Annotated in this window: 19 protein-coding genes; 16 read left to right on the top strand and 3 right to left on the bottom strand. The window is 69.4% G+C overall.

Annotation, left to right across the window (positions count from 1 at the left end):
• Positions 1–215: 215 nt before the first annotated feature.
• The 16 genes from BCR15_RS12920 to BCR15_RS12845 are packed head-to-tail and all read left to right on the top strand — an operon-like array spanning position 216 to position 17953.
• Positions 216–1514, top strand: coding sequence for a geranylgeranyl reductase family protein (locus tag BCR15_RS12920; protein WP_068752630.1), 1299 nt, complete (start codon positions 216–218; stop codon positions 1512–1514).
• Between the two features lie 19 nt (positions 1515–1533).
• A complete protein-coding gene (locus tag BCR15_RS12915; protein WP_068752629.1) occupies positions 1534–1893 on the top strand; it encodes an NADH-quinone oxidoreductase subunit A in 360 nt (119 codons plus the stop codon).
• 16 nt (positions 1894–1909) lie between these two features.
• Complete coding sequence (locus tag BCR15_RS12910; protein ID WP_068752628.1) at positions 1910–2464, top strand: NuoB/complex I 20 kDa subunit family protein; 555 nt, start codon at positions 1910–1912, stop codon at positions 2462–2464.
• Positions 2461–3156, top strand: a complete 696-nt coding sequence (locus BCR15_RS12905) for an NADH-quinone oxidoreductase subunit C (RefSeq protein WP_068752627.1) — start codon at positions 2461–2463, stop codon at positions 3154–3156. Before BCR15_RS12910 ends, BCR15_RS12905 begins: the two co-directional genes overlap by 4 nt.
• Positions 3156–4505, top strand: a complete 1350-nt coding sequence (locus BCR15_RS12900; protein WP_078920165.1) for an NADH-quinone oxidoreductase subunit D — start codon at positions 3156–3158, stop codon at positions 4503–4505. The genes BCR15_RS12905 and BCR15_RS12900 overlap by 1 nt, the downstream gene beginning before the upstream one ends.
• Entirely contained in the window at positions 4502–5245 is a 744-nt protein-coding gene (nuoE, locus tag BCR15_RS12895) for an NADH-quinone oxidoreductase subunit NuoE (protein ID WP_068752626.1), read from the top strand. The genes BCR15_RS12900 and nuoE overlap by 4 nt, the downstream gene beginning before the upstream one ends.
• On the top strand, positions 5242–6555 hold the full coding sequence (gene nuoF, locus BCR15_RS12890; RefSeq protein WP_068752625.1) for an NADH-quinone oxidoreductase subunit NuoF: 1314 nt from the start codon (positions 5242–5244) through the stop codon (positions 6553–6555). Before nuoE ends, nuoF begins: the two co-directional genes overlap by 4 nt.
• Positions 6552–8957 (top strand): NADH-quinone oxidoreductase subunit G, encoded by a 2406-nt coding sequence (locus tag BCR15_RS12885; protein WP_068752624.1) that lies wholly within the window; start codon positions 6552–6554, stop codon positions 8955–8957. Before nuoF ends, BCR15_RS12885 begins: the two co-directional genes overlap by 4 nt.
• A 3-nt stretch (positions 8958–8960) precedes the next feature.
• Positions 8961–10277, top strand: a complete 1317-nt coding sequence (gene nuoH / locus BCR15_RS12880; RefSeq protein WP_068752623.1) for an NADH-quinone oxidoreductase subunit NuoH — start codon at positions 8961–8963, stop codon at positions 10275–10277.
• The gene (gene nuoI, locus BCR15_RS12875) at positions 10277–10834 is read left to right on the top strand and encodes an NADH-quinone oxidoreductase subunit NuoI (protein WP_068752622.1); all 558 of its coding nucleotides are present in this window, start codon (positions 10277–10279) and stop codon (positions 10832–10834) included. Before nuoH ends, nuoI begins: the two co-directional genes overlap by 1 nt.
• The gene (locus tag BCR15_RS12870; protein ID WP_068752621.1) at positions 10831–11652 is read left to right on the top strand and encodes an NADH-quinone oxidoreductase subunit J; all 822 of its coding nucleotides are present in this window, start codon (positions 10831–10833) and stop codon (positions 11650–11652) included. The genes nuoI and BCR15_RS12870 overlap by 4 nt, the downstream gene beginning before the upstream one ends.
• The gene (gene nuoK / locus BCR15_RS12865; protein WP_068752620.1) at positions 11649–11948 is read left to right on the top strand and encodes an NADH-quinone oxidoreductase subunit NuoK; all 300 of its coding nucleotides are present in this window, start codon (positions 11649–11651) and stop codon (positions 11946–11948) included. Before BCR15_RS12870 ends, nuoK begins: the two co-directional genes overlap by 4 nt.
• A gap of 55 nt (positions 11949–12003) precedes the next feature.
• Positions 12004–13863 carry an NADH-quinone oxidoreductase subunit L gene (gene nuoL, locus BCR15_RS12860; protein ID WP_408647400.1) on the top strand — a complete coding sequence of 620 codons (1860 nt, stop codon included), beginning with the start codon at positions 12004–12006 and terminating at the stop codon, positions 13861–13863.
• Between the two features lie 15 nt (positions 13864–13878).
• The gene (locus BCR15_RS12855; protein ID WP_068752619.1) at positions 13879–15393 is read left to right on the top strand and encodes an NADH-quinone oxidoreductase subunit M; all 1515 of its coding nucleotides are present in this window, start codon (positions 13879–13881) and stop codon (positions 15391–15393) included.
• Positions 15390–16964, top strand: coding sequence for an NADH-quinone oxidoreductase subunit NuoN (gene nuoN, locus BCR15_RS12850; RefSeq protein ID WP_068752618.1), 1575 nt, complete (start codon positions 15390–15392; stop codon positions 16962–16964). Before BCR15_RS12855 ends, nuoN begins: the two co-directional genes overlap by 4 nt.
• A gap of 23 nt (positions 16965–16987) precedes the next feature.
• Complete coding sequence (locus BCR15_RS12845) at positions 16988–17953, top strand: polyprenyl synthetase family protein (protein WP_068752617.1); 966 nt, start codon at positions 16988–16990, stop codon at positions 17951–17953.
• Between the two features lie 304 nt (positions 17954–18257).
• Here BCR15_RS12845 and BCR15_RS12840 read toward each other — a convergent pair whose 3' ends face one another.
• Genes BCR15_RS12840 through BCR15_RS12830 form a run of 3 tightly spaced genes read right to left on the bottom strand, consistent with a single transcriptional unit; the run spans position 18258 to position 23163 of the window.
• Positions 18258–20207 carry a M13 family metallopeptidase gene (locus BCR15_RS12840; RefSeq protein ID WP_068752616.1) on the bottom strand — a complete coding sequence of 650 codons (1950 nt, stop codon included), beginning with the start codon at positions 20205–20207 and terminating at the stop codon, positions 18258–18260.
• A gap of 35 nt (positions 20208–20242) precedes the next feature.
• Positions 20243–21283 carry a 2-oxoacid:ferredoxin oxidoreductase subunit beta gene (locus BCR15_RS12835; RefSeq protein ID WP_068752615.1) on the bottom strand — a complete coding sequence of 347 codons (1041 nt, stop codon included), beginning with the start codon at positions 21281–21283 and terminating at the stop codon, positions 20243–20245.
• On the bottom strand, positions 21283–23163 hold the full coding sequence (locus BCR15_RS12830; RefSeq protein WP_068752614.1) for a 2-oxoacid:acceptor oxidoreductase subunit alpha: 1881 nt from the start codon (positions 23161–23163) through the stop codon (positions 21283–21285). The genes BCR15_RS12835 and BCR15_RS12830 overlap by 1 nt, the downstream gene beginning before the upstream one ends.
• Positions 23164–23181: the final 18 nt, after the last annotated feature.

Genomic DNA, 23181 nt, shown 5'->3' with positions numbered 1-23181 from the left:
GCGTGATCTGGTCGCGCTGGGCGCGTGCCCGCGGTGGCCGTGGACGGGCCGTCCGCGCCCGGCAAGGGGTGATGGATTACGCAACGTAGTAATGGCGTAAATGGGTCACAGAAGCCCTTGTCAATACCGGGTGTGGGTGTGTCGGACCGTTTGGTCTGACTATCGGCGCACCCCTAGACTGACCCCCGAGATCCGCCCCCAGACAGGAGTCCTGCATGTCGAACGCCAAGCCTGATGGCGCGGCGCCCGCCGACACCCCGACCGAGTCCGACGTCATCGTCGTCGGCGCAGGGCCCGGCGGTTCGACCACCGCCGCCTATCTGGCCCGCCACGGGCTGTCGGTCACGCTGCTGGAGAAGTCCCACTTCCCACGCGAGAAGGTCTGCGGCGACGGTCTCACCCCGCGCGCGACCCGTGCGCTGACGCGGCTGGGCATCGACACGTCCGAGGAGAACGGCTGGCTCCACAACAAGGGGCTGCGCGTCTACGGCGGCCGGACCGAGCCGTTCGAGCTGCCCTGGCCCGAACTGACGGACTTCCCGCCCTACGGCCTCGTGCGGCCGCGCTCGGACTTCGACGACATACTGGCCCGCCACGCCGTCGCGCAGGGCGCCACGCTGATCGAGGGCGCCAACGTCGACGGCGCGGTGCTCGACGACCGCACGGGCCGGATCACCGGTGTCAGCACCAAGGACGGCCGGACCTTCAGCGCGCCCTACGTCGTCGCCGCCGACGGCAATTCCTCGCGGCTGTCGGTGTCCATGGGCCTCAACAAGCGCGACGACCGCCCCATGGGCGTGGCCGTGCGGACGTACTACACTTCGCCGCGCACGCACGACGACTACCTCGAGTCCTGGCTCGAGCTGTGGGACGGCAAGCCGCACGAGTCGACCCTGATGCCGGGCTACGGCTGGATCTTCGGCATGGGCGACGGCACCTCCAACGTCGGCCTCGGCGTGCTCAACACGTCGAAGAGCTTCGGCAAGACCGACTACCGCGAACTGCTCAAGCGCTGGCTGGACAACACGCCGGAGGAGTGGGGCTTCCGCGATCAGAACATGGTCGGCAAGGTGCAGGGCGCGGCCCTGCCGATGGCGTTCAACCGCCAGCCGCACTACGGCCGCGGCCTCGTCCTGGTCGGTGACGCCGGCGGCATGGTCAACCCCTTCAACGGCGAGGGGATCGCGTACGCGATGGAGTCGGCCGAACTCGCGGCCGCCGCGCTCGCCGAGGCGCTGTCCCGCGGTGCCGGCACCTCCTCGGCGGAGAAGGCCATGCAGGCGTACCCCCAGCAGCTCAAGTCGTCTCTGGGTGGCTACTATCGGCTCGGCACGATCTTCGTCCAGCTCATCGGAGATCCGAGGATCATGCACCTGTGCACCAAGTACGGGCTGCCCCGCAAGACCCTGATGCGCTTCGTCCTGAAGTTGCTGGCCAACCTCACCGACGCGCATGGCGGCGATGCCATGGACCGCATCATCAACGCACTGTGCAAGGCCGCGCCCTCGGCCTGACCGGAAGGAAGTAGCAAGGATGAACCCTTACATCCCGATCGTGGGCATGGTGGCGCTCGCCACCATCTTCGTCGTGATCTCGATGTCGCTCAGCCTCGTCCTCGGTCCGCGGCGGTACAACCGGGCGAAGTACGACAGCTACGAGTGCGGCATCCAGCCCACTCCGCAGCCCGTCGGCGGCGGCCGGTTCCCGGTCAAGTACTACATCACGGCGATGCTGTTCATCATCTTCGACATCGAGGTCGTCTTCCTGTTCCCCTGGGCGGTCGCCTACCGCCAGCTGGGCACCTTCGCGGTCATCGAGATGATCGTGTTCATCATCACCGTCTTCATCGCGTACTTCTACGTCCTGCGCCGCAAGGGCCTCGACTGGGATTGAGAGGAATCCACCACCAATGGGTATCGAAGATAAGCTCCCCAGCGGCATCCTCCTGACCACGGTCGAGGGTGTCTTCGGCTGGCTCCGGAAGGCCTCGTTCTGGCCCGCCACGATGGGTCTGGCCTGCTGCGCCATCGAGATGATGGCCTACGGCACGCCGCGCTACGACGCCGGCCGATGGGGCCAGGAGGTGTTCCGCGCCTCGCCGCGCCAGGCGGACCTCATGATCGTGTCCGGTCGCGTCTCGCAGAAGATGGCGCCGGTCATCCGTCAGGTCTACGACCAGATGCCGAACCCCAAGTGGGTCATCTCGATGGGCGCCTGCGCGTCATCGGGCGGCATGTTCAACAACTACGCCATCGTGCAGGGATGTGACCACTTCCTGCCGGTCGACATGTACGTCCCCGGCTGCCCGCCGCGGCCCGACATGCTCATCGACGCGATGTTCAAGCTGCGCGAGAAGGTGCAACACCGGCCCATCGGCCCGAACGAGACCGCCGCGATCGAGGATGCCGAGCGCGCCGCGCTGGTCGCCCCCGCCAAGGTCGAGATGAAGGGACTCATGCGATGAGCGAGACCCAGCCCGAGCAGAACCTGCCGGCCGAGGCCGCGGCCCCGGAGTCGCAGCCAGTGTTCGCCCGCCGGGCGGGCATGTGGTCCAGCGGCGCCGGTGACACGTCCGGCTACGGCGGTCTGCGCCGCGACCTGGCGATGCCGGGCCGCTCCGAGGGTCCCTTCGGCGAGCCGCACGACTCGGTCCTCGGCCGCGCGCTCGAGGTCATCCCGGCCCTGCGTGACGCGCGGGTCCTGTTCGACCGCGACGAGCTCACCATCTACGTCCCCCGCGAGCAGCTGACCGACGTCGCGCGGCAGTTCCGCGATGACGCGTTCCTGCGCTTCGAGGTGTGCGTGTCCGTCTCCGGCGTGCACTACCCGCAGGAGACCGGCTCCGAGCTGCACGTCGTCTACCACCTGCTGAGCTACACCCACAACCGTCGGGTGCGCCTCGAGGTGACCTGCCCGGAGGAGGATCCGCACGTGCCCTCCGTCGTGGCGACCTACCCGATGGTCGACTACCACGAGCGCGAGACCTGGGACATGTTCGGCGTCATCTTCGACGGCCACCCGTCACTGACCCGCATCCTCATGCCCGACGACTGGAAGGGCCACCCGCAGCGCAAGGACTACCCGCTCGGCGGCGTCGACGTCGAGTACAAGGGTGCGAAGGTCCCCGCCCCCGATAACCGGAGGAGCTACTCCTGATGAGCACGCACGCAGCGACCGAAGACGTCTTCTCCGGCGCCGACGACGTCCACGCCGACCGGGTGTACCTGGCGCAGGGCGGGGACTGGTCCGACATCGCCTCCGAGCAGGCCGAACGCGGCGACGAGACCATCGTCGTCAACATGGGCCCGCAGCACCCCTCCACGCACGGCGTGCTGCGCCTGATCCTCGAGATGGACGGCGAGACCGTCGAGTCCATCCGTCCGGGCATCGGCTTCCTGCACACCGGCATCGAGAAGAACATGGAGTACAAGACGTGGACCCAGGGCGTGACCTATGTCACGCGCATGGACTACGTCGCGCCGCTGTTCAACGAGGCGGTCTACTGCCTCGCCGTCGAGCGGCTCCTCGGTGTCACCGATGACATCCCCGAGCGGGCCAGCATCATCCGCGTCCTCGTCATGGAGCTCAACCGCATCGCCTCGCACCTGGTCGCCATGGGCACCGGCGGCATGGAGATCGGCGCGCTCACCGTCATGACGGTCGCCTTCCGCGAGCGCGAGATGATCCTGGACTTCCTCGAGGGCCTCTCCGGCCTGCGGATGAACCACGCGTACATCCGCCCGGGCGGCGTGGCCAACGACCTGCCGGAGGACGGGCTCAGCCACCTGCGCACCGTCATCGACTGGCTGAAGAAGCACCTCCCCGAGTACGCGACGTTCTGCAACGAGAACCCGATCTTCATCGGCCGCCTCTCGAAGGTGGGCGTCATGGACCTCACCGCGGCGACCATGCTCGGCATGTCCGGGCCGCCCCTTCGCGCCACCGGCTACGACTGGGACCTGCGCCGTACCCAGCCGTACTGCGGCTACGAGACCTACGAGTTCGACACCGTCACGTGGGACACCAACGACGCCTACGGGCGCTTCCGCATCCGCCTGGACGAGTGCTGGGAGTCCCTGAAGATCGTCGAGCAGTGCTACGACCGGCTCCAGCGCACGCAAGGTCAGCCCGTCATGGTCGACGACCCGAAGATCGCCTGGCCCGCGCAGCTGTCCCTCGGGCCCGACGGCCAGGGCAACAGCAACGAGCACATCAAGCACATCATGGGCGAGTCCATGGAGGCGCTGATCCACCACTTCAAGATCGTCACGGAGGGCTTCAAGGTCCCGGTCGGTCAGGTGTACCAGGCCATCGAGTCGCCCAAGGGTGAGCTGGGCTGCCACGTCGTGTCCGACGGCGGCACCCGCCCCTACCGGGTCCACTTCCGCGACCCCGGATTCAACCACCTGCAGTCCATCCCGGCGATGTGCGAGGGCGGCATGATGTCCGACGTCGTCGTCGCGATCGCGAGCCTCGACCCCGTCCTTGGAGGTGTGGACCGATGAGCGGCCACTTCACTAGCCATTTCCCCGAGTCCGGCTCCGTCGACTACTCGGACCAGACGAGCCACATCGACGACACCACCATCGCCGAGCTGCGCGAGCTGGCGGGCCGCTACCCCCAGCCGCGCTCCGCGCTGCTGCCGATGCTGCACCTCGTGCAGTCGGTGGACGGACGCGTCAGCCCCCGCGGCATCGAGGTGTGCGCCGACATCCTCGGCATCACCACCGCGCAGGTCTCGGGCGTCGCGACGTTCTACACCATGTACAAGCGGCGCCCCGCCGGCACGCACCACGTCGGCGTGTGCACGACGGCGCTGTGCGCGGTCATGGGCGGCGACGCGCTGCTGGACCGGGCCAAGAAGCGGCTCGGCATCGACGAGAACCAGACCACGCCGGACGGCCAGGTCTCCCTGGAGCGCCTCGAGTGCAACGCGGCCTGCGACTTCGCCCCGGTGGCGATGGTCAACTGGGAGTTCTTCGACAACATGGACCCCGCCAAGCTCGACGACCTGCTCGACAAGCTGATGGCCGGCGAGGAGGTCGTGTCGCCCCGCGGCGCCACCCTCACGTCGTGGCGCGAGGCCGAGCGCGTGCTGGCGGGCTTCCCGGACGGCCGCGCCGACGAGGGCCCCTCCGCGGGTCCGGCGTCGCTGCTGGGCCGCGAGATCGCGCGCGAGAACAACTGGTCCGCCCCGACGGCCGACGCCACGCCGGCCGCCCAGAACCCGGAGGCCACCAAGTGACCGACCTGCTGACCCCGGTCCTCAGCGCCCACTGGGGTGAGGACAAGTCCTGGAAGCTCGCCCGCTACGAGACCAACGGTGGCTACCGCGCCCTGCGGACCGCGCTGGGCATGCAGCCGGCGGAGGTCGTCAACCTCGTCAAGGAGGCGAACCTGCGCGGCCGCGGCGGCGCCGGCTTCCCCACGGGCATGAAGTGGTCGTTCGTCCCGCAGGACAACCCCAACCCCAAGTACCTCGTGGTCAACGCCGACGAGTCGGAGCCGGGCACGTGTAAGGACATGCCGCTGATGCTGGCCACCCCCCACACGCTGGTGGAGGGTGTCATCATCTCGTCGTACGCCATCAACGCGCACACGGCGTTCATCTACTGTCGCGGCGAGGTCCTGCACGTCATCCGGCGGCTGCAGCAGGCGGTCCGCGAGGCGTACGCGGCCGGCTACCTCGGCAAGAACATCCTCGGCACGGGCTACGACCTGGACATCATCGTCCACGCCGGCGCGGGCGCCTACATCTGCGGCGAGGAGACCGCGCTCCTCGACTCGCTCGAGGGGCGCCGCGGCCAGCCCCGTCTGCGCCCGCCGTTCCCCGCCGTCGCAGGCCTCTACGCGTCTCCGACGGTGATCAACAATGTCGAGTCCATCGCCTCGGTTCCGGCGATCATTGCCAACGGCGCGGCCTGGTTCAAGAAGATGGGCTCGGAGAAGTCCAGCGGCTTCACGCTGTACTCGCTGTCGGGCCACGTCGCGCGGCCCGGCCAGTTCGAGGCGCCGATGGGCATCACCATGCGCCAGCTGCTGGAGCTCTCCGGCGGCATCCGCGAGGGGCACGAGCTGAAGTTCTTCACCCCGGGCGGCTCCTCGACTCCGATCCTCACCGCCGAGCACCTCGACCTGCCCCTCGACTACGAGGGCATGGCCGGCGCCGGCACGATGCTGGGCACCAAGGCGCTCCAGGTCTTCGACGACACCACGTCGATCGTGCGGACCACGCTGCGCTTCGTCGAGTTCTACAAGCACGAGTCGTGCGGCAAGTGCACCCCGTGCCGCGAGGGCTCCTGGTGGCTCGTCCAGCTGCTGATGAAGTTCGAGGCCGGCACCGCCCAGGAGGGCGACGTCGACAAGCTGCTCGACATCTGCGACAACATCGGCGGACGCTCCTTCTGCGCCCTGGCCGACGGCGCCGTGGCGTGCGTGACCAGTGCGGTCAAGCACTTCAGGAGTGAGTTCGAACTGGGCTACCACACGCCGGCCTGGGAGCTGTTCCCGTACGAGAAGAGCGCGCTGTTCGCCGTGCAAGGAGAGATTCGATGAGCGTCGACACCAAGACGACGACGGGCGAGGAGGTCGCGCCGCGGCCCGACCTGGTCACCCTGACCATCGACGGCACCCAGGTCAGCGTCCCGAAGGGGACCCTGATCATCCGGGCCGCCGAGATGATCGGCACCGCGATCCCGCGGTTCTGTGACCACCCGCTGCTCGACCCCGTCGGCGCGTGCCGCCAGTGCATGGTCGACATCCCCGACGCCGGCAACGGCCGCGGATTCCCCAAGCCGCAGGCGTCATGCACCATGCCGGTCGCCGAGGGCATGGTCGTCAACACGCAGGTCACGTCCCCGGTCGCCAAGAAGGCGCAGGTCGGGATGCTCGAGTTCCTGCTCATCAACCACCCGCTCGACTGCCCCATCTGCGACAAGGGCGGCGAGTGCCCCCTGCAGAACCAGGCCCTGTCGCACGGTCCGGGGGAGAGCCGCTTCACCGAGCTGAAGCGCACCTTCCCGAAGCCGGTGAGCATCTCGGCGCAGATCCTCCTCGACCGGGAACGCTGCGTGCTGTGCGCCCGCTGCACCCGCTTCTCCGAGCAGATCTCGGGCGACCCGTTCATCGCACTCGTGGAGCGTGGGGCGCTGCAGCAGGTGGGCAGCTACGAGCAGGACCCTTACGACTCCTACTTCTCGGGCAACGTCGTCCAGATCTGCCCCGTCGGCGCCCTGACGTCGGCCGCGTACCGCTTCCAGGCCCGCCCCTTCGACCTCGTGTCGACGACGGTGACCTGCGAGCACTGCGCCTCCGGTTGCGAGCTGCGCGCGGACCAGCGGCACCACCAGGTCAAGCGCCGCCTCGCCGGGAACAACCCCGCGGTCAACGAGGAGTGGAGCTGCGACAAGGGCCGCTTCGGCTTCATGTACAGCCGTGGTGAGGACCGGATCACCCGGCCGCTCGTCCGTCGCGACGGCGTGCTGCAGCCCGCGTCCTGGCCCGAGGCGATCGACGCCGCCGTCCACGGTCTGCGCGCCGCGGCCGGCTCGGTGGGCGTCCAGACCGGCGGCCGCCTGACGGTCGAGAACGCCTACGGCTACAGCCGGTTCGCCCGCGTCGTGCTCGGCACCAACAACATCGACTTCCGGTCGCGGCCCGCGTCGGCGGAGGAGGCCGAGTTCCTCGCCGCCCGCGTGGCCGGCGGGACGCTGGCCGGCTCGGTCACCTACGGCGATCTCGAGTCCGCATCGCGCGTCGTTTTGGTGGCCTTCGAGCCCGAGGACGAGTCGCCCATCGTGTTCCTGCGCCTGCGCAAGGCCGTCCGCCAGAACCGGCTCCAGGTCACGACGCTGGCCCCGTTCGCGTCGCGCGGCACGGAGAAGCTGTCCGCGACGCTGGTGCCGGTCGCGCCGGGCGGCGAGGTCGCCGCGCTTGACACCCTCACCGACATCGACGCCGGCACGGTCCTCCTGGTCGGCGAGCGCGCCGCGACGGTGCCCGGGCTGCTCAGCGCCGTCGGCGCGCTGGCGGACTCCAGCGGGGCCCGCCTCGCGTGGATCCCGCGCCGCGCCGGCGACATGGGCGCCATCGAGGCCGGCTGCCTGCCCGGGCTGCTGCCGGGCGGCCGCCCCGTCGCGGACGCCTCGGCGCGCGTCGACGTCGCCTCCCACTGGGGGGTGGCCTCGCTGCCCGGTGAGGCAGGACTCGGTGCCGACGAGCAGTTCGCCGCCGCCGCCGACGGCAGCCTGAAGGCGCTGGTCCTCGCCGGCGTCGACCCCGCCGACCTGGCAGACCCCGCCGCTGCGCTCGCGGGCCTCGAGGCGGCCGAGTTCGTCATCAGCATCGAGCAGCGGCTCTCGGCCGTCACCGAGCGGGCGAACGTCGTGTTCCCTGCGGCGCTGTTGGAGGAGCAGTCGGGGCACTTCCTCAACTGGGAGCACCGCCACGGCCGCGTCCGGATCGTCAACAAGAACGTCCCCTCGCCGATGACCGACCTGCGCATCCTGGCGGCGCTCGCCGACGCCATGGGGTCCACGCTCGGGTTCCGCGCGTCCAAGCAGGCGTACGCGGACTTCGCCGAGCTGGGTGCCTGGGACGGGACGCGGCCCGCCGCCCCCGCGCACCAGGCGGCGGCCATCGGTCAGGGCCTCGTGGCCGCCGGCTGGCGGGAACTGCTCGACGCGTCCCAGGGCAACGACTATGAGCTGGCCCTGCGCGCCACGGCCCGCCCCGCGGTGGCCCGCGTGTCGCCCGCGACCGCCGACCGGCTGGGCCTCGGGGAGGTCGCCACGGTGAGCGCCGGCGGCGTCAGCACAGTGCTGCCGCTCGAGGTCACTCCCGGCATGGTCGACGACGTGGTGTGGGTCCCGCTCAATCCCGGCCTGGGGGAGCGGCTGCCCGTGGTGCCCGGCGCGGCCGTCACCGTCGCCGCCGTCTCAGTGGATGAAGGAGTCTGAGCCATGAACATCTTCTTCCAGGATCCCTGGTGGCTGATCCTCATCAAGGTGGTGGCGATGTTCGTCATCCTCCTGGTGTGGACCATCTTCAACGTCTGGTACGAGCGGCGCCTCGTCGGCAAGATGCAGCACCGCCTCGGCCCGATCATGAACGGCCCCTTCGGGCTCGGTCAGGCCCTCGCCGACGGCGCCAAGCTGCTGGCCAAGGAGGACTTCCGGCCGAAGAACGCCGACAAGTGGGTGTTCAACCTGGCGCCGATCCTCACGGGTGTCGCGGCCTTCACGACCTGGACGGTCATCCCGTTCGGCGGTGAGGTCGAGATGTTCGGCGTGACCACCCGCCTGCAGGTCACCGACCTGCCGGTGTCGACGCTGTTCATCCTCGCCATCGCGTCCATCGGCATCTACGGCATCGTGCTGGCCGGCTGGGCGGGCAACTCCACCTACTCGTTCCTCGGGTCCATCCGGTCCACGGCGCAGATGATCTCCTACGAGATCGCGATGGGCCTGTCGATGGTGGCGGTGTTCCTCATGGCGGGCGCCATGTCCACGTCGCAGATCGTGGAGGCGCAGCGCCAGACGATCCTCTTCCGGGTGCCCTTCACCGACATGACCTTCGACCCGGGCATCACCGGCTGGTACGCCATCCTGCTGTTCCCGTCGTTCGTCATCTACAGCATCTCGATGGTCGGCGAGACCAACCGCGCCCCCTTCGACCTGCCCGAATGTGAGTCGGAGCTCGTCTCCGGCTACCTCACGGAGTACTCCGGCTTCCGCTACGCGATGTTCTTCCTCGCCGAGTACATCAACATGGCCACCGTGTCCGCGGTGTGCACCACGCTGTTCCTCGGCGGCTACCTGCCGCCGTGGCCGCTGAACCTCATCCCATTGTTCAACAACCCGTGGTTCGGGCCCGTGTTCTTCATGATCAAGGTGCAGCTGCTGATCTCGGTGTTCGTGTGGCTGCGCGGCACGCTGCCGCGCTTCCGCTATGACCAGTTCATGAACCTCGGCTGGAAGCGGCTCATCCCGATCTCGCTGGTGTGGATCCTCATGATCGCGATCGCGCCGGGTTACACCATCGGGCTGGGGCTGGCGCTCTTCGTGGTGCTCTACCTCATCCAGGTCGGGCGGGTCGACGCCGTCGCCGACGAGCCGGAGCATCCGGAGGCCGTCGAGGACCAGGTCTACGACCCCTTCGCCGGCGGCTACCCGACGCCGCCGCGGCCGGGCCAGCTGCTGCCCGAGCTCGCCGGCGTCGTGTCCGGACGCGACGAGACGCCCATGGCCGAGGCCACCGCAGAACGGAAGGATTTCTGATGGGACTGCTCGATCCGTGGGCCGGGTTCGGCGTCACGTTCAACACGATGTTCCGCAAGACGTTCACGCAGTCGTACCCGCACAAGAAGGGCGCGGAGAAGGTCACGATGCCGCGCTTCCACGGCCGGCACCAGCTCAACCGCTGGCCGGACGGGCTCGAGAAGTGTGTGGGCTGTGAGCTCTGCGCGTGGGCCTGTCCCGCCGACGCCATCTACGTCGAAGGCGCCGACAACACCGACGACGACCGCTACTCGCCCGGCGAGCGCTACGGCCGCGTCTACCAGATCAACTACCTGCGCTGCATCTTCTGCGGCCTGTGCATCGAGGCCTGCCCGACGCGCGCGCTCACGATGACCAACGAGTTCAAGATCTCCGACGACACGCGGCTCAAGCTCATCTACGAGAAGCAGGACCTCCTGGCCCCGCTGCTCACCGGCATGGAGGAGCCGCCGCACCCACGCCGCCTGGGCGACGACGAGAAGGTCTACTTCCTCGGCCTGCCGGAGACCGGCAAGCCCGACACGCGCACCGCCACGACGACAGGAGCGGCCCGATGATCCCCCTCATCCCGCTGGTGACCGCCAGCGAGGTCGCCTTCTGGGTGTGCGCCCCGATCGCGGTGCTGTGCGCCCTCGGGCTCCTACTGGCGCGCAAGCCGGTGCACTCGGCCATCTCCATGGCCGGCGTGATGGTGAGCCTGGCCGTGCTCTACGCGGCCAACGACGCCCCGTTCCTCTTCGTCATCCAGATCATCGTCTACACGGGCGCGATCCTCATGCTGTTCCTGTTCGTCGTCATGCTGGTCGGTGTCGACTCCACCGACTCTGTCGTCGAGACGATCAAGGGCCACCGGGTCTCGTCGGCGCTCGTCGCGCTCGGCGTCGGCCTGCTGCTCATCCTCGGCGTCGGCCAGTTCGCCGTCGGCGGGGCGCCCGCGGGCCTGGAGGCGGCCAACGCGCAGTACGGCGGCAACATCCAGTCGATCGCTGCGTTGCTGTTCTCGAAGTACGTGTTCATCTTCGAGGCGACGGCGGCGCTGCTGATCACGGCGGCCGTTGGCGCGATGATCCTGGCCCACGGCGAGGAGCTCAAGCGCAAGCGGACCCAGCCCGAGATGCTGCAGGACCGGGTCCGGGCATACGCCGAGGACGGCACGCACCCGGGTCCGCTGCCCAGCTCCGGTGTCTTCGCCCGGCACAACGCGATCTCGACGCCGGCGCTGCTGCCCGACGGCTCCGTCGCGGAGAACTCCATCTCCAAGACGCTGGCCATGCGCGGCGTCATCGTGGACGTCGACGAGCTCCGCGCGCCCACCACCAGCGCCTACTCCGCCATCGCGGGGCGCACCGACGAGGTCGAAGGAGACGACGAATGAACCCCGAGGGCTACCTGGTTCTCTCGGCCATCCTGTTCGCCATCGGCGTCGCGGGCTTCCTGCTGCGTCGCAACGCGATCATCGTGTTCATGAGCATCGAGCTGATGCTCAACGCCACGAACCTCGCGTTCGTCGCGTTCGCGAACTACCACGGCAACCTGGACGGCCTCATCGCCGCCTTCTTCGTGATGGTCGTGGCCGCGGCGGAGGTCGTCGTCGGCCTCGCGATCATCGTCGCCGTGTATCGTGCCCGCCGCTCGGCCTCGGTCGACGACGCCAACCTGATGAAGTTCTAAGGGGTCCTCAACCGTGCAACTCCTCGAAAGCGTGTCCGCCCTGTCCGGGGCCGGCATGATGTCCTGGCTGCTCATCGCCGTCCCGCTCGCCGGGGCAGCGTTCCTGCTGCTCGCCGGGCGCCTCACGGATGCCTGGGGCCACCTGCTCGCGACCGCCGCACCCATCGTCTCCTTCGTACTCGGGCTGGTGCTGTTCGTGCAGCTGCTGGGCTCGGCCGAGGACGCGCGGCACATCGACGTGACGGTCTACGAGTGGATCGCGACCGGCTCCTGGTCGATCGAGTTCGGGCTGCTGGTCGACCCGCTGTCGATCCTGTTCGTCCTGCTGATCACCGGCGTCGGCTCCCTCATCCACGTCTACTCCATCGGCTACATGGCGCACGACGATCGGCGCCGCCGCTTCTTCGCCTACCTCAACCTGTTCATCGCCGCGATGCTGACGCTGGTGCTGGCGAACAACTACCTGGTCCTGTTCCTGGGCTGGGAGGGCGTCGGCCTCGCGTCGTTCCTGCTCATCTCGTTCTGGGCGCACAAGCCGTCGGCCGCCGCCGCCGGCAACAAGGCGTTCATCGTCAACCGCGTCGGCGACCTCGGCCTGTCGATGGCGATCTTCACCATGCTGGCCATGTTCGGCAGCGTGAAGTTCGCCGACGTCAACGCCGGCGCCGAGTCCTTGAGCCCCGCCTGGGCAACGCTGATCGGTCTGTTCCTGCTCCTGGGTGCGTGCGGCAAGTCCGCGCAGGTGCCGCTGCAGTCGTGGCTGCTGGACGCCATGGAGGGCCCGACCCCGGTCTCCGCCCTCATCCACGCCGCCACCATGGTCACGGCGGGCGTCTACCTCGTGGTGCGGTCCAACGCCATCTACGCCCAGACGGAGGTCGCCACGACCGCCGTCGCCATCGTCGGCACGGTCACGCTGCTGGCGGGCGCGTGGATCGGCTCGTCCAAGGACGACATCAAGAAGGTGCTGGCAGGCTCCACGATGTCGCAGATCGGCTACATGATGCTCGCGGCCGGCCTCGGCCCCGCAGGCGCCTCGTTCGCCATCTTCCACCTGTTGACGCACGGCTTCTTCAAGGCCAACATGTTCCTCGGCGCCGGCTCGGTCATGCACGGCATGAACGACGACGTCAACATGCGCCACTACGGAGCGCTGGCGAAGTCCATGCGCATCACGTTCTTCACCTTCGCGATGGGCTACCTTGCCATCATCGGCTTCCCGTTCACCTCGGGCTTCTACTCGAAGGACCACATCATTGAGGCGGCGTTCCACGAGAACACCCTCATCGGTGTCCTGGCCCTCATCGGCGCCGGGGTGACCGCCTACTACATGACGCGCCTGATGATGATGACGTTCTTCGGCGCCAAGCGCTGGGAGAAGGACGTTCACCCGCACGAGTCGCCGGCCGTCATGACGGTGCCGCTGATCATCCTGGCGGTGCTGTCCATCGTCGCCGGCCTGTTCATGAACGGCTGGATCCAGGGCTGGCTCGAGGAATCGACCGGGCAGCATCCGCACGAGACGGGGCTGCTCACCTTCACCCCCGTCGGCCTGCTGACGCTCGCCGTCGTGGCCGTCGGTGTGCTGATCGGCTGGTGGCTGCACCGTCGCGACATCCCCGTCGACGCCCCCGCCACCGGCAACGTGCTGGTGCTGGCCGGCCGCAACGACCTGTACGGCGACGCCTTCAACGAGTACGCCGTCGTGCGTCCCGCCAAGGGCCTCGCCTCGGGGCTCGCCTGGTTCGACCGCGGCGCCGTCGACGGTGTCGCCATGGGCAGCGCGACGGTGGCCAGCGGCCTCGGTGCGTGGCTGCGTCGCGGCCAGAACGGCTACGTGCGTAGCTACGGCCTGACCCTCGGGGTGGGCCTCCTCGTCCTCGCGATCGTCGTGATCCTCGGGCAGCTGGGCTAAGGAGACCAAGAAGACATGCCATTGCCTCTACTGACCATCCTTGCCCTCGTGCCGCTCGTCGGCTCGCTGGTGCTGTTCCTCGTCAAGGGCCAGGCCGGGCGCCTCATCGGCTACGGCATCGCCCTGACCACCGCGGTCCTCGGCGTGCTCGCCGTCGTCCTGCAGGCGCAGGGTGTCCCGCTGGCCGAGGAGGTGGCGTGGATCCCGCAGATCGGTGCCCACTACGCCCTCGACCTCGACGGCATGGGCGCGATCCTCGTGCTCATGACCGTCATCCTGGTGCCCGTCGTCCTGCTGGCCGAGTGGCGCGTCGGCGAGACGCCCGGCGCACGCTGGAGCGGGACCGCCTTCATGGCGCTGGCCCTCATGCTGCAGTCGTTCGCGCTGTTCGTGTTCATGGCCTCCGACATCCTCCTGTTCTACGTGGCCTTCGAGGCGACGCTGATCCCGACCTACTTCCTCATCGGCGGGTTCGGTGGCCCGAAGAGGTCCGCAGCCGCACTGAAATTCCTGCTCTACTCGCTCGCGGGCGGCCTCGTCATGCTGGTCGCCGTCGCCGGCGTCTACGCGGTGACCGCGGCGGCCGGCAGCCCGAGCTTCCTCATAGGCGACCTCGTCGGCGCCGAGATGAGCACCACCACGGCGCGCTGGCTGTTCGCCGGGTTCTTCTTCGCGTTCGCCGTCAAGGCCCCGATGGCGGGCCTGCACACGTGGCTGCCCGACGCAGCCGAGCAGTCGACGCCCGGCACCTCGACGCTGCTGGTGGGCGTGCTCGACAAGATCGGCACCTTCGGGATGCTGAAGATCTGCCTCACCGCGTTCCCGGAGGCCAGCCAGTGGGCGACCCCCGTGATCCTCGTGTGGGCGATCGTGTCGGTGCTCTACGGCGCGTTCATGGCGTTCGGCGCCACGGACCTGCTGCGGCTGGTGTCCTACACCTCGGTCAGCCACTTCGGGTTCATGGTGTTCGGCATCTTCGCCCTGACGACGCAGTCGATCAGCGGCTCGATCTTCTACATGTTCAACCACGGGCTGTCGACCGCGGCGCTGTTCCTCGTCGTCGGGTTCATGATCCGGCGCCGCGGTTCGCAGCACATCGACGCCTTCGGCGGCGTGCAGAAGGTGGCCCCCGTCCTGGCCGGCGTCCTGCTGATGTCGGGGCTGTCGGCCCTGGCGCTGCCGGGCATGGGCAGCTTCGTGTCCGAGTTCCTCGTCATGGCCGGGGCCTGGCAGCGGTTCCCGGTCTACACCGTCGTCATCACCCTGGGCATGGTGCTCGCGGCCGTCTACGTGCTGCGCATGTACAAGACCACCATGACCGGCCCGGTGACCGAGCAGGTCGCCACCCACGTCACCCACGACCTCAGCGCCCGCGAGAAGGCCGTCGTGGCCCCGCTCCTCATCCTCCTCATCGTCTTCGGGTTCGTGCCGAAGCCGGTGCTGGCCCTGGCTGACGAGACGGCCATGGAGACGATGGCGATCGTCGGCGTCGAGGACCCCGCCCCGCAGGTCAAGGAAGGCAACCGATGATCAACGTGTTGGAGATCGCTGCTCCCACTCTGGAGTGGATGCTGCTGTCGCCGCTGCTGGTGATCCTGGCCGCCGCCTGCCTCGGCGTGCTGGTCGAGGCGCTCGTGCCGCGCGACCTGCGCTACGTCATCCAGGCGGCGCTGGCCGCGCTGGCGGTCGTCGTGGCGCTCGGCCTCACGGTCCTCAACTGGATCCAGGCCGCGCCGCAGATCGCCGCGATGGGCGTCATCGCCGTCGACGGCCCCGCGTACCTGTTCTGGACGCTCCTGCTGGTCTTCGGGCTGGGCGGTGTCGCGCTGTTCGCGGAACGCGGCGTCGGCGCGGGGCAGTCGGCGTTCGCCTCGTCGGCAGCGACCGTGCCGGGCTCGCCGCTCGAGCGGGAGGCCGACAAGCTGCGCCGGGAACACACCGAGATCTTCCCGCTCCTGCTGTTCTCGCTGTTCGGCATGATGATCTTCGCCGCCGCCAACGACACGCTGACGCTGTTCGTCGCCGTCGAGATCTTCTCGCTGCCGCTGTACCTGCTCACCGGCATGGCGCGCCGTCGCCGCCTGCTCAGCCAGGAGGCCGCGCTCAAGTACTTCCTCCTCGGCTCGCTGGCCTCCGCGATCATGCTCTACGGCGTCGCGTTGCTGTACGGCTACGCCGGCGGCTTCCAGCTCGCCGACATCGACGCGGCCATCACGGCCGGCGCCGGCAGCCAGCCGCTGCTGCTCCTGGGCATGCTGCTCACCTCGGTGGGCCTGCTGTTCAAGATCGGTGCGGTGCCCTTCCACGCGTGGACCCCGGACGTCTACATGGGCGCGCCCTCGCCGGTCACCGGCTTCATGGCGGTGGCCACGAAGACCGCCGCCGTCGCGGCGCTGCTGCGCGTCTTCTACGTCGGCCTCGGCGGCCTGCGCTGGGACTGGCAGCTGCTGTTCGCGGTGGTCGCCATCCTCACGATGCTGCTGGGCTCCACGGTCGCGCTGGCGCAGAACGACATCAAGCGGCTGCTGGCGTACTCGTCGATCGCGCACGCGGGCTTCATCCTCGTGGGTGTCGTCGGTGCGGTGCAGGCGGGCGACGACGTGAGCCTGTCGTCGGTGGGGGCGATCGCCTTCTACCTGCTGACCTACGGCCTGGCCACCTTCGGCGCGTTCGCCATCATCATGATGGTGCGCCGCGCGGGTGGTGAGGCGAACAACCTCGACGCATGGAAGGGCCTCGGCCGCCGCAACCCGGTGCTCGCCGCCCTCATGACGGTGTTCATGCTGTCCTTCGCCGGCATCCCGCTGACCGCGGGCTTCGTCGGGAAACTCGCCGTGTTCGCGTCGGCGTGGGCGGGCGGCTACGGTTGGCTCGTGCTCGTCGCCGTGGTGATGAGCGTCATCGCCGCCTTCTTCTACCTCAAGGTCGTCGTGGCCATGTGGTTCCAGGATGCGGACGAGGCGGTCGTCGGCACGGTCGAGACGCCGTCCCTGTGGACGTGGTCCGTGCTCGTGGTCTCCGCCGTGGGGACCGTGGTGCTCGGCCTCATCCCCGGCGGTATCCTCGGCCTCCTGGCCGACGCGGCACAGTTCATCCGCTGAGCCCTGAGACGAGGAGATCCCCTGTGGCGGACGCCACGCTCGATGAGCACCTGACCGCGCTCCTCGACACGTTCGAGGAGCGCCTGGTCGCCACCGCTGTCGCGGGGTCGCCGTTCGTGACCGAGGCGTCGCGGCACATCATCGCCGCCGGCGGCAAGCGGTTCCGGCCGCTGCTCGTGTTCCTGGCCGCCCGCTTCGGCGGGGCGGTCGACCACGACGACCTGATGCGCGCGGCGTTGGTGATGGAGCTCACGCACGTGGCGAGCCTGTACCACGACGACGTCATGGACATGGCGGACCTGCGCCGCGGGGCGCCGTCGGCCAACCGGCTCTGGGGCAACTCGGTGGCGATCCTGGTGGGGGACTACCTGTTCGCGCGCGCGTCGACGACGGTCGCGGAACTGGGCGTCGAGTATGTGGCCCTGCAGGCCGAGACCTTCGCCCGGCTCGTGCAGGGCCAGATCGCCGAGACCAAGGGGCCGGGCCCCGACGAGGACCCGCTGGCGCACTACATCCAGGTGATCGCCGACAAGACGGGGTCGCTCATCGCGGCGTCGGCGCTGTTCGGCGGCATGGTGGCCGGCGCCGACCGGCCGGTTTTGGACGCGCTGGCCGCGTTCGGCGAGGAGGTCGGCCTGGTGTTCCAGCTGTCGGACGACCTCATCGACATCACGTCGACCAAGACGGGCAAGACCCCCGGCACCGACCTGCGCGAGGGCGTCCCCACGCTGCCGGTGCTCATGCTGCGCGCGGAGAATGACCCGGCGGACTCCGAGCTGCTGGCGCTCATCGACGGCGACCTCAGCGACGACGCGGTGCTGGCCGATGTCCTGCGCCGGCTGCGCACGCATCCTGTCATGGGCCGGGCGAAGGCAGAGGTCGAGCGGCGCGCGGACGTCGCGCGAGCCCACCTGGCGCCCCTGCCCGACGGCGAGGCGAAGGATGCGCTGCTCAAGGTCTGCACGGACCTGGTGGACCGCACGGCCTGACCCCGCCCGCCCCGCCCCGCTCAACGACCCGGCCGACCGGCCGTGGCGGCCCGCGGCCCCCTGGCACGACACGCCGTGGAACTCCGGTTCCGACGTCGTGGAGAGCGTCGGCGTGCCAGGCGGGCTGTCATTCGTGCCGACGGCCGAGGAGGGTTCAGCCGCCGCCCGCCCCGTCGGACGAGACCTCAGCGAGCGAGGACGTCGGCAGTCATGAGCACGAATGACAGGCCAACTCCGCCGTCGACCGTCTGAAACGACGTCGACGGCGAAGTTTCACGGCGTGTCGTGCCGGGGGGGCGCGGGGTCACCAGATGGCGACGCGGTCCTGCTCCGGCAGCCAGAGGGCGTCGTCGGGCGCGACGTCGAACGCCTCGTAGAACGCGTCGAGGTTACGCACGATCTGGTTGCAGCGGAACTCGTTGGGCGAGTGCGGGTCGGTGGCCAGCAGCACCTTCATCGCCTCGGGACGACGCTTGCCGCGCCACGCCTGGGCCCAGCCGACGAAGAACCGCTGCGCGGGCGTCAGCCCGTCGACGGGGTCGCCATCGGGATCGCCGCCGGCGAGCAACCACGCCTGGTAGGCGATGCCCAGCCCGCCCAGGTCGCCGATGTTCTCCCCGACGGTGAGCTTGCCGTTGACGGAGCCGCCGTCGACGCCCTCGGGCACGAGCCCGTCGTACTGACCGACGAGCCGGTCGGCGAGTGCCTCGAAGGCCTCCCGGTCGGCCGGCTGCCACCAGTCCCGCAGGCGCCCGTCGCCGTCGCAGGTCGAGCCCTTGTCGTCGAAGCCGTGGCCGATCTCGTGCCCGATCACGGCGCCGATCGCGCCGAAGTTGACGGCGTCGTCGGCGTCCGCGTTGAAGAACGGCGGCTGCAGGATCGCCGCGGGGAAGACGATCTCGTTGCGCAGCGGGTGGTAGTAGGCGTTGACGGTCTGCGGGAACATCTGCCACTCGTCGGGGTCGACCGGCCCGCCGATCCGGCTCAGCGTGTAGTCCAGCTCGAACGAGTTGGCGGCGAGCACGCAGGCGACGAGGTCACCCGGCGTCACCACCAGCGACGAGTAGTCGCGCCACTTGACGGGGTAGCCCACCTTCGGGGTGAACTGGGCGAGTTTGCGCAGCGCCTCGGCGCGCGTCTCGTCGGTCATCCACGTGAGCCGCTCGATCGACTCCTGGTAGGCGGCCAGCAGGTGTCCCACCAGGGCGTCCATCGCGGCCTTCTTCTCGGGCTGGAAGTGGCGCTCCACGTAGAGGCGCCCGACGGCCTCGCCGACGACGCCCTCGACGAACGCGACGCCGCGCTTCCACCGCGGCCGCTGCTCCTCGTTGCCGTTGAGGGTCCGCTCGTAGAAGTCGAAGCGCGCCTCGACGAACTCCGCCGACAGGTACGGCGACAGGCCCGAGACGGCCTTCCAGCGGGCCCAGCTGCGCCAGGCGTCCAGCGGATGCGCGGCCAGCAGCGGCGCCACGCCCTCGAGGAACGACGGCTGGGCCACGATCACCTCGGCCAGCTTCTCCCGCGGGATGCCGGCCCCGTCGACGAAGGCGTCCCAGTCGAACCCCGGCGACATCGCCACCACGTCTTCGTAGGAGGTCGGGTTGTACATGGCGCGCAGGTCGCGGCAGCGGACGCGGTCCCAGTGCTGCGCGGCGATGGCGGTCTCGAGCTCCATGACGGCGCGCGCCTGCCCGGATGGGTCGTCCAGCCCCGCCAGCCCGAGGACGCGGGCGACGTGGTCGACGTACTTCCCTCGGATCTCGGCGTGGGCGGCCTCGCGGTAGTAGGCCTCGTCGGGCAGGCCCAGCCCGCCCTGCGACGAGAACACGGCGTAGCGGGTCGGATCACCCGGGTCCGACTCCTCGTAGAGGTGGACCAGGGGGCTGAGGCCGTGCCGCAGCGACCAGCCGAGGTGCCGGGCCAGCGCCGCGGGGGAGTCGACGGCGTCGATCGCGTCGAACACCGGCCGCAGCGGGGCGGCCCCGAGCGCGTCCACGGTCTCGACGTCCATGAACGCGCGGTACAGCGTCGCGACCTTGCCCTCGTCGGTCGCGGGATCCGCGGCCGGGAGACCCTCGATGAGCGCCAGCACATCCTTCTCGGCCTGTTCGGCGAGATCCACGAAGCCGCCGGCCGAGGAGCGGTCCGGCGCGATGGGCGCGGTGCTCAGCCAGGTTCCGTTGACGTGGCGGAAGAGGTCGTCCTGCGGGCGGACCCCGCGGTCGAAGTGCTCGAAGGCGATGGCAGCAGTCATGCGCGCCAGCCTAGCGAGCCGACGAAGGGCTGAGGTCAGCGCTCGTCGGCCTCCCACGTGTCCTGGCCCGCGATGACCGCGGCGAGCGCCGCGGCCTGGTCCTCGGCCCGCACGGCGTCGATCTGCTCGCGCACGAGGTCGTCGTACGCGGGGCGCGGCACCCGGCGGAAGATCCCGATCGGGGCCTGCCGCAGCACGCCCGCCTCCGTCAGCCGCGACAGCGCGAACGCCTGCGACGGGTCGCCGCGCGTCTCGTCGTGCACGACGATGCGCTCCGGGTCAGCCGTCTCGGTCTCCGCGACGCGGATGTCGCCGTCGGCGTCGCGGACGACGCAGAACCGCCCGCCGCCGAACACGATCGGTTCCCCGTGCCGCAGCTGGATGAGCGCGCCGTCGGGGCTCTTCAGCGTCGCGAAGGCGTCGTCGTTGAAGATCGGGCAGTTCTGGTAGATCTCGACCAGCGCGGCCCCGCGGTGCTGCGCGGCCGCCGTCAGGACCTGCGTCAGGTGCGCGCGGTCCGAGTCGATGGTCCGGGCCACGAAGCCGGCCTCGGCACCCAGCGCCAGCGACACCGGGTTGAACGGGGTGTCCAGCGACCCGTAGGGCGTGGACTTCGTCACCTTGCCCAGCTCCGACGTCGGCGAGTACTGGCCCTTCGTCAGCCCGTAGATGCGGTTGTTGAACAGCAGGATCGTGATGTTGACGTTGCGGCGCAGCGCGTGGATGAGGTGGTTGCCGCCGATCGACAGCGCGTCGCCGTCGCCGGTCACGACCCAGACGTTGAGGTCCGGCCGGGTCACCGCGACACCGGTCGCGATCGCCGGCGCGCGCCCGTGGATCGAGTGCATGCCGTACGTGTCGACGTAGTACGGGAACCGCGACGAGCAGCCGATGCCCGAGACGATGACGGTGTTCTCGCGCTTGATGCCCAGCGTGGCCACCATCGACTGGAACGTCGACAACACGGCGTAGTCGCCGCAACCCGGGCACCAGCGGACCTCCTGGTCGCTGGTGTAGTCCTTCTTGCTGAGCGGCTCGAGGGCGAGCGGCACTCCGGCCAGGCCGTTGGCAGTCATCAGTTCTCCTCCTGGAGGGCGTCGATCTCGGCGATGAGGTCCACCTCGAGCTCGCTGAGCGAGATCGGCAGGCCGCGGACGCGCGAGTAGCTCGAGATCTCGACGAGGTAGCGCGCCTGCAGGATGGTGGCGAGCTGACCGAGGTTCATCTCCGGGACCACCACCTTGTCGTAGGCGCGCAGGACCTCGCCGAGGTTGGCGGGCATGGGGTTGAGGTGCCGCAGGTGAGCGGTGGCGACGGCGCGGCCGCTGAGCCGGACGCGGCGCGCGGCGGCGGTGATAGGACCGAACGTCGACCCCCAGCCGAGGACCAGCACGCGGGCGCTGCCGCTCGGGTCCTCGACGGCGATATCGGGGATGTCGCGCACGATCCCGTCGATCTTGGCCTGCCGGGTGCGGGTCATGTACTCGTGGTTGTCCGGGTCGTACGACACGTTGCCGGTGCGGGCGGCCTTCTCGATGCCGCCGATGCGGTGTTCCAGCCCCGGCGTCCCCGGAACGGCCCAGGCGCGGGCCAGGGTCTCGGGATCGCGCTCGTAGGGGTGGAAGGCGTCCTTACCGGCGTCGTCGGTGGCGTTGACGGCGGTGGCGAAGCCGGGCTCGATGGCCGGGATCGCCGACAGGTCCGGCAGCCGCCACGGCTCCGCGCCGTTGGCGAGGTAGCCGTCCGACAACATGATGACGGGCGTGCGGTACGTGACCGCGATCCGGCACGCCTCGATGGCCGTGTCGAAGCAGTCGGCCGCGGACTTGGCCGCCAGCACAGGGACCGGGGCCTCGCCGTTTCGGCCGTACAGGGCCTGCATGAGGTCCGCCTGCTCCGTCTTGGTGGGCATGCCCGTCGACGGGCCAGAGCGCTGAACGTTGACGATGACCAGCGGCAGCTCGGTCATGACCGCCAGGCCGATCGCCTCGCCCTTGAGCGCCATGCCGGGGCCCGACGTCGTCGTCACGCCGAGCGCGCCTGCGAAGGACGCGCCGATGGCGGAGCCGACGCCCGCGATCTCGTCCTCGGCCTGGAACGTCATGACGCCCAGGTCCTTGCGCCGCGACAGCTCGTGCAGGATGTCGGAGGCCGGCGTGATCGGGTAGGACCCGAGGAACAGCTGCAGCCCGGCCTTCTGGGCGCCCGTGATGAGCCCGTAGGCCGTGGCCAAGTTGCCCGAGATCTGCCGGTAGCGGCCCTTCTTCATGGGGGCGGGTGCGACGTGGTAGCGCACCTCGAACGCCTCCGTCGTCTCGCCGTAGGCGTAGCCGGCCTTGAACGCGGCGATGTTGGCGTCGCGGATCGTCGGCTTCTTGGCGAACTTCTCGCTGAGGAACGACAAGGTGCCCTCGGTGGGCCGCGAGTACAACCAGCTGAGCAGCCCCAGAGCGAACATGTTCTTGGTGCGCGACGCGTCCTTGCGGGTGAGGTCGAACTGCGACACCGCCCCGGTCGCGAGCCCCGTCAGGTCCAGGGCGTGCACCGAGTAGTTGCTGAGGCTGCCGTCCTCCAGCGGGTTGTGCGCCCAGCCGATCTTGGCCAGGTTGCGCTTGGTGAAGTCCGCGGTGTCGACGATGATGACGCCGCCGCGCGGCAGGTCGCGCAGGTTCGCCTTCAGCGCCGCCGGGTTCATGGCCACCAGCACGTCCGGCACGTCGCCGGGCGTCACGATGTCGAAGTTGGCGAAGTGAAGCTGGAAGCTCGACACCCCGGGCAGCGTCCCCTGAGGAGCGCGGATCTCGGCGGGGAAGTTCGGCAGCGTCGCGATGTCGTTGCCGAAGCTCGCCGTCTCGGCTGTGAAGCGGTCGCCCGTCAGCTGCATGCCGTCGCCGGAATCGCCTGCAAAGCGAATGACGACTCGGTCGAGGGGGAGCTGTTCAGCCACGTGGCTCATCTTCCTAGTGTCAGCGAC

The sequence above is a fragment of the Tessaracoccus lapidicaptus genome (genome assembly GCF_001693815.1).
Classification (GTDB): domain Bacteria; phylum Actinomycetota; class Actinomycetes; order Propionibacteriales; family Propionibacteriaceae; genus Arachnia; species Arachnia lapidicapta.
Note: the sequence above shows the minus strand (reverse complement) of the source record. Positions and strands in the feature narration are given on the sequence as shown.